Here is an 18160-nt window from a genome sequence, read left to right as displayed (position 1 = left end):
ATGGCCGCTGCCCCCAAGCCCGTCCCCTCCCCGCCCACCGCGTTGCGCATCTGCCACGCGCCACAGGGTTTGCCGGACGGCGCCCCGGCGGCAACGGCCGACGCCGCGCTGGATGCCCGGCTGGCCCGTATCCAGCGCGCCGGATTCAACGCCGTGTTGATTCCGCCGCCCTGGGTCCGGTCGGCCGACGCGCACACCCTGGCGCCCATCGACGCCGACGCCAGCCCGACCGGCGACGGCACCGAACCCATCACCGAACGGCTCGCCCGCCTGTCGCGCGCTACCGCCGCGCAAGGGCTGACCTTGATGCTGCACGTGGTGCTGGACCGCGTCTCGGTGGACGCCACGCCCGCCACCGCGCCGCCCGGCTGGTATCTGCCGCCGCCCGACGACCCGGCGCGCGACCCCCGCCTGCCTGTAAGCACGTGGGGCGTCATGGCCCTGGCCGGCGAGCCGCCGCCGGAGTTCGCGCAGGCCTGGTCGGCGCGGCTGGCGCGCTGGATGCAAGCCGGCGTGGCCGGCTTTGTATTCGAAGCCCCCCAGCGCCTGCCCGCCACCAGCTGGCGCGGCGTGCTGGACCCGCTGCGCCAACTCGCCACCGCCCCGCATTGCCTGGCCTGGACGCCGGGGCTCACGGCGCATCAGGTGGACACGCTGCGCGACGCCGGTTTCGACGGCGTGTTTTCTTCCCTGCCGTGGTGGGATTACAAATCCGCCTGGCTGGCCGAAGAAGCCTCGCGCCTGCAACGCGTGGCCCCGGTGCTGGCCAGCACGACGCCGCTGCACGGCGACGCCCCGAACAAGCCGCATGCCGATGCGCGGCTGGCGTGGGCCGCTGCCTTTACCGCCAACGGGTGGATGGCGGCGGAAGCCGACATCGACGCGTCGCCCCAATTGCAGGACATCAACCAGTGGCTCAGCCTGCGTGACGCGCCTGCCGGCCCGCCGCGTGTGCTGGGCGGCCGCGACGGCCGCGCCACGCTGGTGCTGCGCGATGAGCCCGACGGCGCCACGGCGGTGCTGGCATTGAACCCGAACGAAGCCGCCCCGGCGCGCATCGATTGGGACGCCGTGGCGTCCAGCCTGCCGCCCGGCGACATCCTGCCCCAACGCATGACCGACGCGCCCCTGCTGGCGGGTGACACCCTGCCCGCGGGCGGTTGCGCCCTGATGGCCGTGACGCCGATGCCGCCCGTGCGCGAAGCCTCGCGCCATCCCGGGCCGCGCACGGAAGGCGGCGCGGGCCTGCGCATCGCCATCGAAAGCGTATCGCCCGCCGTTGACGACGGCGCACACCCCATCAAGTGCACGGTGCACGAACGCATCACCGTCCAGGCCGACTTGCTGATGGACGGCCACGACCGCATCGCGGGCGAAGTCCGCTGGCGCGCCGCCGATGAAGCTAACTGGCGGCGCACGCCGCTCAAGCTGCTGTCCAACGACCGCTGGCAAGCCAGCTTCCGACCGCGCCGCATCGGGCCGCACGAGTTCCAGGTGGCGGCGTGGTTCGACGTCTGGGAAACCTACCGCCATGACCTTGAGGTCAAGCACGCGGCCGGAGTGGACGTGCACCTGGAAGTGTCCGAAGGCATCTTGCTGCTGCGCGAAGCCGACAAGCGCGCCAGCCAGCACGCGTATCCGGCCAACAGCGTGGCCGTGGTGAAGGCCGCGTTGAAAGCCCTGCCCGGCGCCAAAGCCGACATCGCACCCACCGACGCGCACATTGCGCTGCTGCTGGGCGCCGAGCTGGCGCAGGCGATGCGGGAACTGGACGCGCGCCCGTTTGAAACCGTCACGCCCGACCCGTATCCCGTCTGGGTCGACCGCCCGCAAGCGTGCCACAGCGCCTGGTATGAATTGTTTCCTCGGTCGCAAGCCCGCGAGCCCGGCCGCCATGGCACGTTTGACGACGTCATCGCGCGCCTGCCCGATATTCAGGAAATGGGCTTTGACGTGCTGTACCTGCCGCCGATACACCCCATCGGCCTGCGCAATCGCAAGGGGCCGAACAACAGCCTGATCGCCGGGCCGGACGACGTGGGCAGCCCGTACGCTATCGGGTCGGCCGACGGCGGCCATGACGCCATCGAGCCCAAGCTGGGATCGCTGGATGATTTTCTGCGACTGGTCAGCGCCGCGCGCGAGCACGGCATGGAAATGGCGCTGGACTTTGCCATCCAGTGTTCGCCCGACCATCCCTGGTTGAAGTCGCATCCCGATTGGTTCTCATGGCGCCCCGACGGTTCCATCCGCTACGCCGAGAACCCGCCCAAGAAGTACCAGGACATCGTCAACGTGTCGTTCTACGGCTCGCCGCCCCGCCGCGCGCGCAAGCTGGCGCTGTGGCGCGCGCTGCGCGACGTGGTGCTGTTCTGGGTGGACAAGGGCGTGCGGATCTTTCGCGTGGACAACCCGCACACCAAGCCGCTGCCCTTCTGGCAATGGCTGATTGCCGAGGTGCACGGGCAGCACCCCGATGTGCTGTTCCTGTCTGAAGCCTTTACCCGGCCCAAGATGATGTACCGCCTGGCCAAGGTGGGTTTCACGCAGTCGTACACGTACTTCACGTGGCGCAACGAGCGGGCCGAGTTGCAGGCGTATCTGGAGGAAATCTCCAACCCGCCGCCGGCCGATTTTTTCCGCCCGCACTTCTTTGTGAACACGCCGGATATCAACCCGGTGTTCTTGCAGACGTCGGGGCGGCCGGGATTCTTGATCCGCGCCGCGCTGGCCGCCATGGGCTCGGGCCTGTGGGGCGTGTACAGCGGCTTCGAGCTGTGCGAGTCCGCGCCGGTGCCGGGCAAAGAGGAATATCTGGATTCCGAAAAGTACGAACTGCGCCCGCGCGACTGGCGCCAGCCCGGCAACATCCGCGCCGAGATTGCGCGGCTGAACCAGATCCGCCGCGCCAACCCGGCCTTGCAGACGCATCGCGGGCTGACCGCGCTGCGCAGTGGCAACGACCGCGTCCTCGCCTTTGTCAAAGCCACGCCGGGTCTGGGCAACGTGGTGCTTACCGTCGTCAGCCTGGACCCCTTCCAACCGCAAACCGCATATCTGGAGGTGCCGTTCTGGTTGTTCGGCGACGCCAGGCCCGCTCATCTTGAAGTCGAAGACCTGTTGACGGACAGCCACGAGACCTGGCGCGACGCGACGCGCACCGTGACGCTGTCCCCCGACCAACCCTATCGCGTCTGGCGTCTGTCCCTGCATGGTTGACGCCCGGAGCCCACGATGATCAGTGAAACCAGTCCCATCAAGGATGACGGCCTTTGGTACAAGGACGCCGTTATCTATCAGCTGCATGTGAAGTCGTTCTTCGACTCGAACGACGACGGGGTGGGAGACGTGCCCGGCCTGATCATGAAGTTGGACTACATCGCCAGCCTGGGCGTGAACACGATCTGGCTGCTGCCGTTCTACCCGTCGCCCCGGCGCGACGATGGCTACGACATCGCGGACTATCGCGGGGTGCATCCCGACTACGGCACGGTGGCCGACGTGCGCAAGCTGATCCGCGAAGCCCACGCCCGCGGGCTGCGCGTCATTACCGAACTGGTGGTCAACCACACGTCGGACCAGCACCGCTGGTTTCAGCGGGCGCGCACCTCGCGCCCGGGATCGGCGGCGCGCAACTTCTACGTGTGGTCCGACAACGACAAGGCCTACGCCGGCACGCGCATCATCTTTTGCGACACGGAAAAGTCCAACTGGACGTGGGACCCCGAAGCTAATGCCTACTTCTGGCATCGCTTCTATTCCCATCAGCCCGACCTGAACTACGACAACCCGCAGGTGCTCAAGGAAGTGCTGTCCGTCATGCGCTATTGGCTGGACATGGGCGTGGACGGGCTGCGGCTGGACGCCGTGCCGTACCTGGTGGAACGCGAAGGCACCAACAACGAAAACCTGCCCGAAACGCACCAGGTGCTCAAGCAGATCCGCGCGGTGATCGACCAGGAATACCCGGGCCGGCTGTTGTTGGCCGAAGCGAACCAGTGGCCCGAGGATGCGCAGGAGTATTTCGGCGCGGGCCACGAATGCCATATGTCGTTCCACTTTCCGCTGATGCCGCGCATGTACATGGCCATCGCGCAGGAAGACCGCTTTCCGATTACCGACATCATCCGCCAGACGCCGGATATTCCGGACACCTGCCAGTGGGCTATTTTCCTGCGCAACCACGACGAGCTGACGCTGGAAATGGTGACCAGCCGCGAACGCGATTACCTGTGGAGCGTCTACGCCGCCGATCCGCGCGCGCGCATCAACCTGGGTATCCGCCGCCGTCTGGCGCCCTTGCTGGAGCGCGACCGCCGCCGCGTCGAACTGATGAACAGCCTGCTCTTGTCCATGCCCGGCACGCCAGTGCTGTACTACGGCGACGAACTGGGCATGGGCGACAACGTGCATCTGGGCGACCGCGACGGCGTGCGCACGCCGATGCAGTGGTCGCCGGACCGCAACGGCGGGTTTTCGCGCGCTGACCCCGAGCGCCTGCCGCTGCCGGTATTGATGGGGCCGTTGTACGGCTACGAGGCGGTCAACGTCGAAGCCCAGCAACGCGACCCGCATTCGCTGCTGAACTGGACGCGCCGCATGTTGGCGCAGCGCCGCCAGACGCATGCGTTTGGCCGGGGCACGCTGCGCTTCATCCAGGCCGGCAACCGCAAGATCCTGGCTTACTTGCGGCAGTGGAACGACACCACCATCCTGTGCGTGGCCAACCTGTCGAACGCGGCGCAGCCGGTGGAACTGCCCTTGCAGGAATTCAACGGCCGCGTGCCGGTGGAAATGCTGGGCGGCACGCCGTTTCCGGCCATCGGTGAACTGCCCTACTTGCTGACCTTGCCGCCCTACGGCTTTTACTGGATGGACCTGAGCATGGACGCCGCGCCGCCGGGATGGCATGCCAGCGGCCCCGCTCAGATGCCCGAGCTGACGACGCTGGTGTTGAAGTCGCGCGGTGGCGCCGCGCTGACGGACTCGTCGCGCAACGTGCTGGAAAACGAAGTGCTGCCCGAGTACCTGGCGCGCCAGCGCTGGTTCCCGGGGTCGAAGGCGCCGTCTCGCGCGCGCCTGGCCTACGCCACGCCCTTTGCCGCCAGCAGCGCGGGCATGGGCGGCGGCCGCAGCGCCGGTGGCGAGTTCTACTGGGCCGAAGTCGAACCCGAAGACGGCATAGACGACGGCCTGCGCGTGCAAGCCCCGTTCGTGTTGGTGTGGGACGAAACCGCGCAGGTGCAATACCCCATCGCGCGGGTGCGGCGCGGCCCGGAAGTGGGCACGCTGGCCGACGCCTTCCTGCAACCCGGCTTTGTGCTGGGCGTGATCGACGCGCTGCGCGCCAAGCAGGAACTGGACGGGCGCGACGGCGGCAAGCCGGGCGACAAACCCGGCGTCATCCGCTACCTGCCCGAACCCGGCCTGGCCGACGTGGACTTTGGCACGGAACCCGAATTGCAGTGGATTCGGGCCGAACAATCGAATAGCTCGGTGATCGTGGCCAACCAGGCCATCCTGAAGCTGATCCGCAATGTGAAGCCCGGCGTGTCGCCGGAAGTCGAGGTGTCGCGCCATCTGACGCGCGCCGGCTACGCCAACATTCCCGCGCTGCTGGGCGAGGTGGTGCGCGTGGACGCCGAAGGGGTGCCGCACACGCTGGCGGTTATGCACGCCTTCGTCAGCAACGAAGGCGATGCGTGGACGTGGACCCTGGACTACCTGAAACGCACGCTGGGCGCGGCCCTGCTGGGCGGCAACAGCCCCGAGGAATTCGAGGCCAGCCTGGAAGGCTACACGGTGATGGCCGGCACCATCGGCCGCCGTCTGGCCGAGCTGCACAACGCGCTGGCGCAAGCCACGGACGACCCGGCCTTTCCGGTGCAGACGGCCACCGCCGAGGATGCCCAGGCGCACGCCACGCGCATCGCCGGGCAACTGGACCGCGCCGACGAGGACCTGCGCGCGGTGATGGACCGCCTGGAAGCACCGTCGCACGCTTGCGCGCAGTGGCTGTTTGAACATCGCGACCGGCTGCGCAAGCAGGTGGACACGATGGCGCAGGCGTTGGTGGGCGCGCCGCTGATTCGCGTGCATGGCGACTTCCACCTGGGCCAGGTGCTGGTGGCGCAGACCGACGCATACCTGATCGACTTCGAAGGCGAACCGATTCAGACGCTGGAGGCCCGGCGCAACATCACCACGCCGTACAAGGACGTGGCGGGCATGCTGCGCTCGTTCGATTACGCCGCCGCGTCGGTGGCGCGATCGGACCCGATGGGCGGTGCGCCCACCGACGCCAACGCGGGGGCCGCCGACTCGGCCGCCGCGCCGGGCGTGCCGCAGGATCTGCGTGACACGCTGCTGGCGCGCTTCGGGTCGCGCGCGGTCGAGGCCTTCTTGCAGGGCTACCAGGAAGCGGCTTCCACGGCTATTGCGCTGCCGGGCGCGCAGGAAGACACCCTGCTCAAGCTGGCCCAACTGGAAAAAGCCGCTTACGAAGTTAGCTACGAAGCCGCGCACCGGCCGGACTGGATCTCTATCCCGCTGTGCGCCCTGACCGGACTGGCACGAGAACTCTTGCAAGATGCGGCGATCAGCGCCGAGGAAAAAACACGATGAGCCTTCCTGACAACGGTGGCTTGCCGCCGTCCTCCACCCCCGCCGGCCAGGTTGACGCGGCCACGCTGCAAGCCCTGGCCGGGGGCCAGCACGCCGACCCCTTCGCCGTGCTGGGACCGCATGACGGCGCCGTTCGCGCGCTGCTGCCCGGCGCCAACGCGGTGGCGGTGATCAGCGCGGATGGCACCCGGACGCCACTGCATGAACAAGCACACGGCCTGTACACCGGCGCCGCACCCGGCGCCCGCCCCGGCGACCCGGCCTCTTATCAATTGGCTATCCAATGGCCCGGCACGGAACAGGTGACGGCGGACCCGTATGCCTTCGGGCCGGTGTTGTCGGACGCGGACCTGGGCGCCTTGTCCAGCGGGGACTGGCGCGCCGCGCTGGACTTGCTGGGCGCGCGCCTGGTGGAAATGAACGGCGTGTCCGGGCTGCGGTGCGCGGTCTGGGCGCCCAATGCGCGCCGCGTCGCGGTGGTGGGCGACTTCAACAGCTGGGACAGCCGCCGGCACCCCATGCGCCTGCGCCACGCCGCCGGCGTGTGGGAATTGTTCATCCCCGGCGTATGCGCCGGCGATTGCTACAAGTTCGCCATCACCGATAGCGCGGGCGCCATCGTGTTCAAGGCCGACCCCATGGCACGACGTGCGCAGGCCGCACCCGCGACCGCGTCGGTAGTGGACGACCCCACGCCCCACGTCTGGACGGACGAAGACTGGATGCAATCGCGCGGCGCGCGCCAACAGCCTGACGCGCCCATTTCGATTTACGAAGTGCAGGCCGGCTCGTGGGTGGCCGCCGACAACGAACGCTGCGTCTGGGACCAGCTGGCCGACAAGCTGCCGGCCTATGCGCAGGCCATGGGCTTCACCCATGTGGAGTTGATGCCCATCATGGAATACCCGTTCGGCGGGTCCTGGGGCTACCAGCCGCTGGGCATGTTTGCCCCGTCGGCGCGCTTTGGCCCGCCGGCGGCATTCGCCCGCTTCGTGGACCGCTGCCACGCCATGGGCGTGGGCGTGATCCTGGACTGGGTGCCCGCGCACTTTCCGAACGACGCGCATGGGCTGGCGCGCTTTGACGGCACGCCGTTGTATGAATACGCCGATCCGCGCGAAGGCTATCACCCCGACTGGAACACGCTGGTCTACAACCTGGGCCGCACCGAAGTCAAGGCGTTCATGATCGCCAGCGCGGTGCACTGGCTGCGCCAATTCCATATCGACGGCCTGCGCGTGGACGCGGTGGCCTCGATGCTTTATCGCGACTACAGCCGCAAGGCCGGCGAGTGGATTCCCAACGTGTACGGCGGCCGCGAGAACCTGGAAGCCGTGGCGTTCCTGCGCGACCTGAACAGCACCGTACGCCACGAAGCGCCGGACGCCATCGTGGTGGCCGAAGAATCCACCGCATGGCCGGGCGTGACGGCGCCGGTGTCCGAGGGCGGCCTGGGCTTTCACTACAAATGGAACATGGGGTGGATGCACGACACGCTGCGCTACATGGAGGAAGACCCCGTGTATCGCAAGTATCACCATCACGACATCACCTTCGGCATGGCCTACGCCTATTCCGAACGCTTCATCCTGCCGCTATCGCATGACGAAGTGGTGCACGGCAAGGGCTCGCTGCTGAACAAGATGCCGGGCGACCATGGCACCAAGCTGGCGAACCTGCGCGCCTACCTGGGCTTCATGTGGGCGCATCCCGGCAAGAAGCTGCTGTTCATGGGCGGCGAGCTGGCGCAGCCGGCCGAATGGAATCACGACGCCACCATCAACTGGAGCCTGCTGGACGACGCCGGCCACAAAGGCGTGCAGCGCCTGGTCGCGGACCTGAACCGCGTGTATCGCGATTCGCCCGCCCTGCACGAAATGGACGCCCAGCCCGAAGGCTTCGCGTGGCTGGTCATGGACGACGCCGACAACAGCGTGGCCGCGTTCCTGCGCCGCAGCGGCGCATCGACCATGTTGGCCATCTGCAATTTCACCCCCGTTACCCGCCACGGCTACCGCGTCGGCGTGCCGCTGGCGGGGCGCTGGGCCGAAACGCTGAACACCGACGCCGGTTGGTACGGCGGCTCGGGCCAAGGCAACCAGGGCGCGGCGCAGTCCGCCGACCAACCCGCTCACGGCCACGCGCAATCCTTGTCGCTGACGCTACCTCCTCTTGCCACCTTGTTCTTCACGCACGAAGGCTGAATCCATGGACCCCACTCAGTTCACCCGCCTTACCTCCGGCAAGCCGTATCCGCTGGGCGCCGTCAGTGACGGCTTGGGCGTGAATTTCGCCGTGTTCTCGGCGAACGCCACCCGGATCGAACTGTGCGTGTTCGATGCGCGCGGCCGCAAAGAACTACGACGCTTCGACCTGCCGGAATGTACCGACGAAATCTGGCACGGCTACCTGCCCGATGCCCAGCCCGGTTTGATCTACGGCTATCGCGCCCATGGGCCTTACGACCCGCGCAACGGCCACCGCTTCAACCCGCACAAGCTGCTGCTGGACCCCTACGCTCGCCAGCTGACCGGCCCGGTCAGCTGGAGCGATGCGCTGTTCGGGTACCGCCTGAACCATGCGCGCGGCGATTTGTCGATGGACCGCCGCGACAGCGCGCCGGCCATGGCCAAGGCGGTGGTGACCGAAGACGTGCCCTTTAACTGGGGCAACAGCAAGGCGCCCGACACGCCGTGGACGGACACCACGATCTACGAAGTGCACCTGCGCGGCGTGTCGATGCAGCGCGAAGACCTGCGCCCGCCGCTGCGCGGCACCTGCGCCGCGCTGGCGGACCCGCGCTTTATCGAACATCTGCATCGCCTGGGCGTCACCGCCGTCGAACTACTGCCCGTGCACGCCTTCCTGCAAGACCGCTTCCTGTTGGAACGCGGGCTGCGCAACTACTGGGGCTACAACACGCTGTCGTTCTTCGCGCCGGAACCGACCTATCTGCAACGCGGCCCAAACGACCTGCGCCAGGCCGTGCGCCGCCTGCACGCCGCCGGGCTGGAAGTGATACTGGACGTGGTCTACAACCACACCTGCGAAGGCAGCGAACTGGGCCCCACCCTGTCGTGGCGCGGCCTGGACAACGCCAGCTACTACCGCTTGATGCCGGGCGAAGAACGCTACTACATCAACGACACTGGTTGCGGCAACACCGTCAACCTGTCGCACCCGCGCGTGCTTCAGATGGTGACGGATTCACTGCGCTACTGGACGCAGTCGTATGGCGTGGACGGCTTTCGCTTCGACCTGGGCGTGACGCTGGGCCGCGAGGGCACGGGCTTTGACCCGGGCTCCGGGTTTTTCGACGCCTTGTTGCAGGACCCGGTGCTGGCCGGCGTGAAGCTCATTTCGGAACCCTGGGACATCGGCCCGGACGGCTACCAACTGGGTAGCCACCCGCCCGGCATGGCGGAATGGAACGACCGCTACCGCGACACGGTGCGCCGCTACTGGCGCGGCGACGAAGGCATGCGCGGCGACATGGCGGCCCGGCTGTGCGGGTCGCGCGATGTTTTCGACCGCCGCCACCGCCGCCCCTGGGCCAGCGTCAACTTCATCGCGTCGCACGACGGCTTCACCACGCAGGACGTGGTCAGCTACGACGGCAGCCACAACGAAGCCAACGGCGAAGGCGGCAACGACGGTCATTCGGAAAACTACAGCCACAACTGGGGCGTCGAAGGCCCGACCGACGACGCCGCCATTCTGGAAACGCGCGGCCGCGTGCAGCGGGCGCTGCTGGCAACCCTGTTCATGTCGGACGGCACGCCGATGATGTTGGCGGGCGATGAATTCGGCAACAGCCAGGACGGCAACAACAACGCCTATTGCCAGGACGGCCCCGTGTCGTGGCTGGACTGGACGCAGGCGCAAAGCGACGAAGGCCGCGCACTGAGCACGTTTGTCGCCCGTGCGGTGGCGCTGCGGCGCGACCACCCCAGCCTGCGCGCCGCCCGCTTTGGCGACGCGGCGCAGGAGGTGTGCCCCGGCGTCAGCGCGATCGGCTGGTTCGACACGCACGGCGGCCCCATCGACCAGGGCGCGTGGGATGACGCGCAACAACGCACGATGGCGCTGCGGCGCGCGGCGCTGCGCGAGGACGGCAGCGCGGACATCACTTTGCTGCTGATGAACCCGGGCGCCGAACCCGCCACCTTCGCCCTGCCCGAGCCCGGCCAAGCCTGGCTGCGAGAGCTGGACTCGGCCACGCAAGTGCCCGCCGCGCCCGTCACCGAAAACGAAATCACCGTACAGGCGCACAGCCTTGTCCTGCTGTCTGCTACCTGCATCTCCGGAAATGGATCATGACCGTGTTGCCCGAACCGTATACCCACGGCGCGCTGCCGCTGCCCGATGGCCGCACGCGTTTTCGCCTGTGGGCTCCCTCCGCTCCGCCCGACCTTGCGCTGGTTATTCCCGGCCGTGATCCCATCCCCCTGCATCCCGAGGCCGATGGCTTTGTGCAGGTGGACGTCGATTGCACGGCGGGCACGCGTTATCAATACCGCCTGGGCGCAGGCCTGCTGGCACCCGACCCGGCCTCGCGCCTGCAAGACGGCGACGTGCACGACGCCAGCGTGGTGGTGGGCGCGGACAGCTATCCGTGGCGGCACCCGTCCTGGATGGGCCGGCCGTGGCGCGAAGCGGTCATCTACGAAGCGCACGCCGGCCTGGCGGGCGGCTTTGCGGGCCTGACGCAAAAGCTGCCCGAGCTGGCCGACATGGGCTTTACGGTGATTGAGCTGATGCCGATTGCCGACTTTCCCGGACCGCGCAACTGGGGCTATGACGGCGTGCTGCCCTATGCGCCGGACACGGCTTATGGCACGCCCGATGATCTGAAAAACCTGATCGACACGGCGCACGGGCTGGGCCTGTGCGTGATGCTGGACGTGGTCTACAACCACTTTGGCCCGGACGGCAACTACCTGTCGCAGTACGCGGCCCCGTTCTTTCGGGATGACGTGGCCACGCCGTGGGGGTCGGCCATCGATTTTCGCCAGCCCCCCGTGCGCCGCTACCTCGAAGAGAACGCGTTGTACTGGCTCACGGAATACCGCTTTGACGGCCTGCGGCTGGATGCGGTGCACGCCATCCCTGACCCGGAATGGTTGGTAGAGCTGGCGCAATTTGTGCGCGGGCAGATTCCGGCGCAGCGCCACATCCATCTGGTACTGGAAAACGATGACAACCGCGCCAGCCTGCTGACCGATGGCTACGACGCCCAATGGAACGACGACGCGCACCACGTGCTGCACCACCTGTTGACGGGGGAATCGCGCGGCTATTACGCCGACTACGCAGACCGCCCCGCCCAGGCCCTGGCGCGCTGCCTGGGCGAAGGCTGGGTCTACCAAGGCCAGCCGTCGCCCTACCGCCAGGGCGCCGCCCGTGGCGAGCCCAGCGCGCACCTGTCGCCCACGTCGTTTGTGCTGTTCCTGCAAAATCATGATCAGACCGGCAACCGCGCGCGCGGCGAACGGCTGACCCTGCTGGCCGAAACCACGGAACGGCTGCGCGCCGGCGTCGTGCTGCAACTGCTGGCCCCGCAGATTCCGTTGGTGTTCATGGGCGAAGAAGCCGGCAGCCGCGCGCCGTTCCTGTACTTCACCAGCCATACCGACCCGGCCTTGGCCACGGCGGTACGCGAGGGTCGTCAGCGCGAATTCGCCGCCTTCCCCGAGTTTTCGGGCGCAAACAGCGAGGCCGTACCCGACCCCAACGCCGAAACCACCTGGGACCAGAGCAACCCCTGGACGCCCGAGGCCAGCCCCGACGCGCAGCAGTGGCGCGACCTTTACCGCGCGCTGCTGGACATGCGCCAGCGCGTCATCGCCCCGCGGCTGGACGGCGCCAAGACCGTGTTCGCGCGTGCCGTCGGTGCACACAGCGTGCATGCCAGGTGGCGTTTGGCGGACGGCGCGCTGCTGTCCGCGTACGTCAACCTGGGCCCCGTGCCGGAGGCCCTGCCGCGTCAACAAGCGTCGGCTGCGCCCTTGTTCTCGGCGCTGCTGTTTGAGTCGCGCGCCGGTGCGTTCGACGCGTTGTGCCAGGGCAACCTGTGCTCGGAAAGCACGGTATGGCTGCTGGAGGAACCCGCATGAGCGCCGACGCCCCCGCCGGGCTATCGGAGTTGGCGGCCGACGCCGGTATCGCGGAACACTGGACGGACGCGGACAAGCGCCCGCAACGCGTATCACCCGACACGCTGCGCGCCCTGCTCGCCGCGATGGACCTGCCCGCCGGGTCCGAGGCGGATATTCGCGACAGCCGACAAAGGCTGGCCGACATGCAATCGCAGTCGCACCTGCCCGCGATGCTGGTAGCCGTCACCGGTGAAGCCGTGTTTCTGCCACGCAACTGCGCCGGCGCTTATCGCATCGAACCGCCGGCCGGGCCTGCCATCACCGGCCAAACGACGGATCAGAACATTGACCGGCCCGAGGACCAGCCTGCCGGCCAAGGCGGACGACAAGGCGCAGGCCAAGGTGCAGGCCAACACACAGGCCAAGGCAGAGATCTGCGCACAGACCAACGTACCGGCCGACCCACGCAGGCGGGCGGCACCGCGCCAATGTTGCGCGCCCCGTCCACGCCGGGCTACTACACGCTGCACACGGCCGGCGGCGTGACGACGCTTGCCGTTGCGCCCGCCCGCGCGCCTTCCGTGGACGAGCTGCTGCAAGAGCGGGACGCGCGCGCCTGGGGCCTGGCCGTGCAGGTCTACAGCCTGCGCCGGCCCCACCCCGATCCCACGCAGGCCACGCATGGCTTTGGCGACTTTGGGGCTCTGCGCGACTTGGCCGAGGCAGCCGGCAATGCAGGCGCGGACGCGCTGGCGATCAGCCCCGTGCACGCCATGTTTGCCGCCGACGCGGCGCAGTGCAGCCCGTATTCGCCGTCCAGCCGGCTGTTCTTGAACACCTTGTACGCCGATCCCGCCGCCGTCCTGGGCGCCGACGCCGTGCGCGATGCCCTGGCAGGGATGACGCACACGCGCTTGCGCTCGCTGGATGCCCAGCCGTTGATCGATTGGCCCGCGGCCGCCGGGTTCCGGCACCAGCTGCTGCGGCGTCTGCATGAACGTTTCACCACGGCCGCGGGCGATGAACAGCGCCGCGCCTACGACGCCTTCCGCAACGCGGGCGGGCAAGACCTGCGTGACCACGCGCTGTTTGAAGCGCTGCACGCGGCGCACAGCCTGGAGGCGGGCACGCCCGTGCCGTGGACGCAATGGCCGGCCGATCTGCGCGACCCACGCTCATCCGCCGCGCAGCAGTTCGCCGCGCAGCATGCCCAAGAGGTGGACGCGCATGCGTTTGCCCAGTGGTTGGCCTCGGCCAGCCTGAAGCAGGCGCAGCGTGCCGGCCGCGACGCCGGCATGCGCGTGGGCATCGTGGCGGACCTGGCGGTGGGCGCAAGCCCGCTGGGCAGCCACGCATGGAGCCGCCAGGCCGACCTGGTCAAGCGCGCCAGCGTGGGCGCGCCGCCGGATATCTACAACCCGCTGGGCCAGGGCTGGGGGCTGACCGCGCTGTCGCCCGCGGCCTTGCAGAAGTCGGGCTATTCGGCGTTTCTGGCCATGCTGCGAGCCTGCCTGGCCCACGCGGGCGGCCTGCGTATCGACCACATCCTGGGCATGGCCCGGATGTGGCTGATCCCTGATGGCGCCGGTCCCCAAGACGGCGGCTATGTGCGCTATCCGCTGCGCGAATTGCTGCGCCTGACTGCCCTGGAAGCGTGGCTGCATCGCGCGCTGATCGTGGGTGAAAACCTGGGCACGGTGCCGGAAGGCTTTGACGCGCTGCTGGAAGAACACGGCGTGCTGGGCATGGACGTACTGTGGTTCATGCGCGCCCCTGCCACGCCCGACAGTTCCGACAGCTTCGACAGTTCCGACAGTTCCGACAGTTCCGACACATCCGACACATCCGACACATCCGACACATCCGGCAATTCCGACCCGTCCGACACACCCGACGCCCCATCCGCCCCCCCCGCCTTCCTGCCCCCTTCGGAATGGCCCAAACACGCTGTTGCCATGACCACGACTCACGATTTGCCGACTTTGGAAGGCTGGTGGCACGCCCAGGATATTCTGTGGCGCTCCCGCTTGAACCTGCTGGGCCCCGGCCAGGAAGAACCCGCCCAACGATCCGGCCGCCTGGAAGAACGCGCCACGCTGTGGCGTTCGGTACAGGCGTCCTCGCCCACGGCCTCGACCCGGCCCTTGCCCCGCCAGACGCCCAGCGCGGAACTGCTGGGCTTTGTGGCCGCCACGCCCTGCCCGCTGATGCTGGTCACGCTGGAAGACCTGACGGGTCAGCTGGATCAGCCCAACCTGCCCGGCACCATCGACGAACACCCCAACTGGCGCCAACGGGCGCCGTTGTCGGTGGACGACTGCCTGACCGCGCCCGCCAGCCAGGCGCGCCTGCGTCCCGTGCGCGCCATGCGGGGCCGCTCATGAAGCCCGTCGCCCCGCCCATCGCCCCCAGCATTCCCCGCGCCACGGCGCGCCTGCAATTGCATGCCGACTTCACGCTGGACGACGCACGCCGGCAGCTTCCCTACTACGCCGCGTTGGGGGTCAGCCACTTGTACCTGTCGCCCATCACCCAGGCCAAGGCGGGCTCCACGCACGGTTATGACGTTATCGACCACCAGCGCGTCAGTGACGATCTGGGCGGCGAAAGCGCGCTGCGCAAGCTGGCAGACGCGGCACGCGCCCACGGCATGGGCCTGATTGCCGACATCGTGCCCAATCACATGGCCGCGCATGCGTCCAACGCCTGGTGGGCCGACGTATTGCGGCTGGGCCGGCAAAGCGCGCAAGCCGGCACCTTCGACATCAACTGGGACGCGCCCGACCCCCTGCTGCGCGGCAAGGTGTTGCTGCCCGTGCTGCCCGACCCGTATAGCGAAACCCTGGCAGCGGGTGGCATCCGGCTGGTGCACGATGCGCAGTCGGGCACCAGCTATATCGAAGCCGGCGGCCAGCAGTTGCCGCTAACGCCCGGCTCGGCCACCGGGGACCCGGCCACCTTGTGCGCCGCCTGCGACCCCGGCAGCGCGGCCGGCCAGGCGCGGCTGCACGCCTTGCTGGAACGCCAACATTACCGCCTGGCCTGGTGGCGCACCGCGCCCGACCTCATCAACTGGCGCCGCTTCTTTGAAATCAGCGAACTGGTGGGCGTGCGCGTGGAGGACGAGGCCGTGTTCAACGCCGTGCATGCGCTGGTGTTGCGCTTGTACCGCGAAGGCGTGCTGGACGGCCTGCGCATCGACCATATCGATGGCCTGGCCAGCCCCGGTGCCTATCTGCGCCGCTTGCGCCGCGCCATGCGCGAGGCGGACGACGCCCGCAGCCAGGCCGGCCTGCCCGGCGAAGGCTATCTGGTCATTGAGAAGATCCTGGCGGACGACGAAGCGCTGGAACCGCATTGGCCCACCCACGGCACCACGGGCTACGACTTCATGGACCAGGTGGCCGCGCTGCTGCATGCCCCCCAGGCACAGGCGCCGCTGGAACAGTTCTGGGCCAGCCTGAGCCGCGACGCGCGCGATGCCCCGGCCCAACTGCGCGACGCCCGCCACCGCATGCTGGCACGCCACTTCCCTAGCGAAAGGCTCGCGCTGGTGACGGCGCTGGCGCGCATCGCGCACATGGATGCGCGAACGCGCGATTGGACCCAGCCCGCCATCGACCGAGTGCTGACGGCGCTGCTGGCGGCATTCCCGGTGTACCGCACCTATGCAGAGGACGGCGGCCGCAGCCCCGCCGATACACACTGGTGCCGCATCGCGCTGGACCAGGCGCGCGCGGCGCTGGGCGACGCGTCGGCCGACCTGCGCTTGCTGGACCAGTTGGACCACTGGCTGGGCGGGGGCACGCCGCCGTCCGAATCCGCAACGGCTGCAACGTCTGCGACGTCTACAACGTCCGCAACGCCTGCAACGCCTGCAACGTCTGCCACGCCCGCACCGGCTGCGGCTGCGGCTGCAATCCCCGGCGCCGACTCGGCGGACGCCCCCGATTCCCAGCAGGCCGAGGCGCGCACGCTGGCCTTGCGCCGGTTCCAGCAGCTGACGCCGCCCCTGGCCGCCAAAGCCCTGGAAGATACGCTGTTCTACCGACGCGGCCCGCTGTTGTCCCGCAACGAAGTGGGCTCCAGCCCGACGCGGTTTACGCTGCCGCTTGAAGAGTTCCATGCACTGTGCGCCGCGCGTGCGGGCACGCACCCGCATGCCATGCTGGCCACCGCCACGCACGACCACAAGCGCGGCGAAGACACGCGCGCCCGGCTGGCCGTGCTGTCTGAAATCCCCGACGAGTGGCGCCGCACCGCGGACGGCTGGATTGCCCGGCTGGCGCCGCCCGGCCCCCCCACCCCCGCCGACCGCTACCTGCTTTTGCAAAGCCTGGTGGGCGCGTGGCCGCTGTCGTTGTCACCCGACCGGCTAAGCGAACAGCCCCAGGCCGTTGCGGACTTTCTTGGCCGCATCGCGCAGTGGCAGGAAAAAGCCCTGCGCGAAGCCAAGCTGCACACCAGTTGGACGGACCCGAACGCCGACTACGAGGGCGCCGCCCGACGATGCATCGAGGCCTTGCAACAGCCCGGCGACGGGCAGGCCCTGCTGCGAGACATCGGCACCTGGGCGCTGAAAATCGCGCCCGCCGGGCTCGTGAACAGCCTGACCCAGACGGTGCTGCGCAACACGGTGCCCGGCGTGCCCGATCTTTACCAGGGCGCGGACCTGTGGGACTTCAGCCTGGTCGACCCCGACAACCGCCGCCCGGTGGACTACGCGGAGCGGGCGGCGCTGCTGGCCGAATCGAATCCGTCCGGCACCTTGGAAGGCGATGCAACGGATGCCACCGCGCCCTTGCAGGAAGACGCGCGCCCGGACGTCCTGGCAGGGCACGTTGACACGCCCATCGCCACCGACGCGCAGACATGGCGCAGTGGCGCCATCAAGCAGTCACTGATCCAGCGCGCGCTGGGGCTGCGGGCGCGTCACCCCGACGTTTTCCGCCTGGGCGACTACACGCCGCTTGCGGCGCACGGCCCGCGCGCCGCGAACGTCATTGCGTACCTGCGCCGCCATGACGGGCGCTGTGTGCTCGTGGTGGCGCCCAGGCTGTGCGCCATGGCGCTGGCCGGCTACGCCCAGGGCAAACCGGCGCAGGCAGCGGCCTACTGGGAGGGCACCCGCGTGGCGCTGCCGGCAGACGTGGACGCGGACATGGACGCCTTGCGCGACGTGCTTTCCGGCCGCCGTCCCAGCGTGAACGGGGCCGGCGAACTTGCGCTGGACCAACTGTTGCGAGACGGGCCGGTGGCGCTGTTGGCGACGGAGTAGCGGAAGGACGGAGTAGCGGGAAGGCAAGCGCGGCGGCGAGTGCGGCGGCGAGTGGGGAGGCGACTCCCCACGGAGCCGCCGCGCTGCGCCCGGCCCGGTCACGCTTGGTACGGCTGCCGTTTACTGCTGCTGCCGTTTACTTCTGCTGCCGTTTACTGCT

7 protein-coding genes are annotated in these 18160 nt (G+C 68.6%); all 7 read left to right on the top strand.

Going from position 1 to position 18160, the window contains the following annotated elements:
• Genes AC0Z35_RS07885 through treY form a run of 7 tightly spaced genes read left to right on the top strand, consistent with a single transcriptional unit; the run spans position 1 to position 18000 of the window.
• Entirely contained in the window at positions 1-3219 is a 3219-nt protein-coding gene (locus AC0Z35_RS07885; RefSeq protein WP_485131714.1) for an alpha-1,4-glucan--maltose-1-phosphate maltosyltransferase, read from the top strand.
• Positions 3220-3234: 15 nt separating this feature from the next.
• Positions 3235-6624 (top strand): maltose alpha-D-glucosyltransferase, encoded by a 3390-nt coding sequence (treS, locus tag AC0Z35_RS07880; protein ID WP_485131713.1) that lies wholly within the window; start codon positions 3235-3237, stop codon positions 6622-6624.
• Positions 6621-8828 carry a 1,4-alpha-glucan branching protein GlgB gene (gene glgB / locus AC0Z35_RS07875; RefSeq protein ID WP_120155683.1) on the top strand — a complete coding sequence of 736 codons (2208 nt, stop codon included), beginning with the start codon at positions 6621-6623 and terminating at the stop codon, positions 8826-8828. Before treS ends, glgB begins: the two co-directional genes overlap by 4 nt.
• A 4-nt stretch (positions 8829-8832) precedes the next feature.
• Entirely contained in the window at positions 8833-10944 is a 2112-nt protein-coding gene (glgX, locus tag AC0Z35_RS07870; RefSeq protein ID WP_485131712.1) for a glycogen debranching protein GlgX, read from the top strand.
• Complete coding sequence (gene treZ, locus AC0Z35_RS07865) at positions 10941-12740, top strand: malto-oligosyltrehalose trehalohydrolase (RefSeq protein ID WP_485131711.1); 1800 nt, start codon at positions 10941-10943, stop codon at positions 12738-12740. Before glgX ends, treZ begins: the two co-directional genes overlap by 4 nt.
• Positions 12737-15106 carry a 4-alpha-glucanotransferase gene (malQ, locus tag AC0Z35_RS07860; protein WP_485131710.1) on the top strand — a complete coding sequence of 790 codons (2370 nt, stop codon included), beginning with the start codon at positions 12737-12739 and terminating at the stop codon, positions 15104-15106. Before treZ ends, malQ begins: the two co-directional genes overlap by 4 nt.
• On the top strand, positions 15103-18000 hold the full coding sequence (treY, locus tag AC0Z35_RS07855; protein WP_485131709.1) for a malto-oligosyltrehalose synthase: 2898 nt from the start codon (positions 15103-15105) through the stop codon (positions 17998-18000). Before malQ ends, treY begins: the two co-directional genes overlap by 4 nt.
• Positions 18001-18160: the final 160 nt, after the last annotated feature.

The sequence above is a fragment of the Achromobacter sp. 1L-A-4-B-C2 genome (assembly GCF_057291955.1).
Note: the sequence above shows the minus strand (reverse complement) of the source record. Positions and strands in the feature narration are given on the sequence as shown.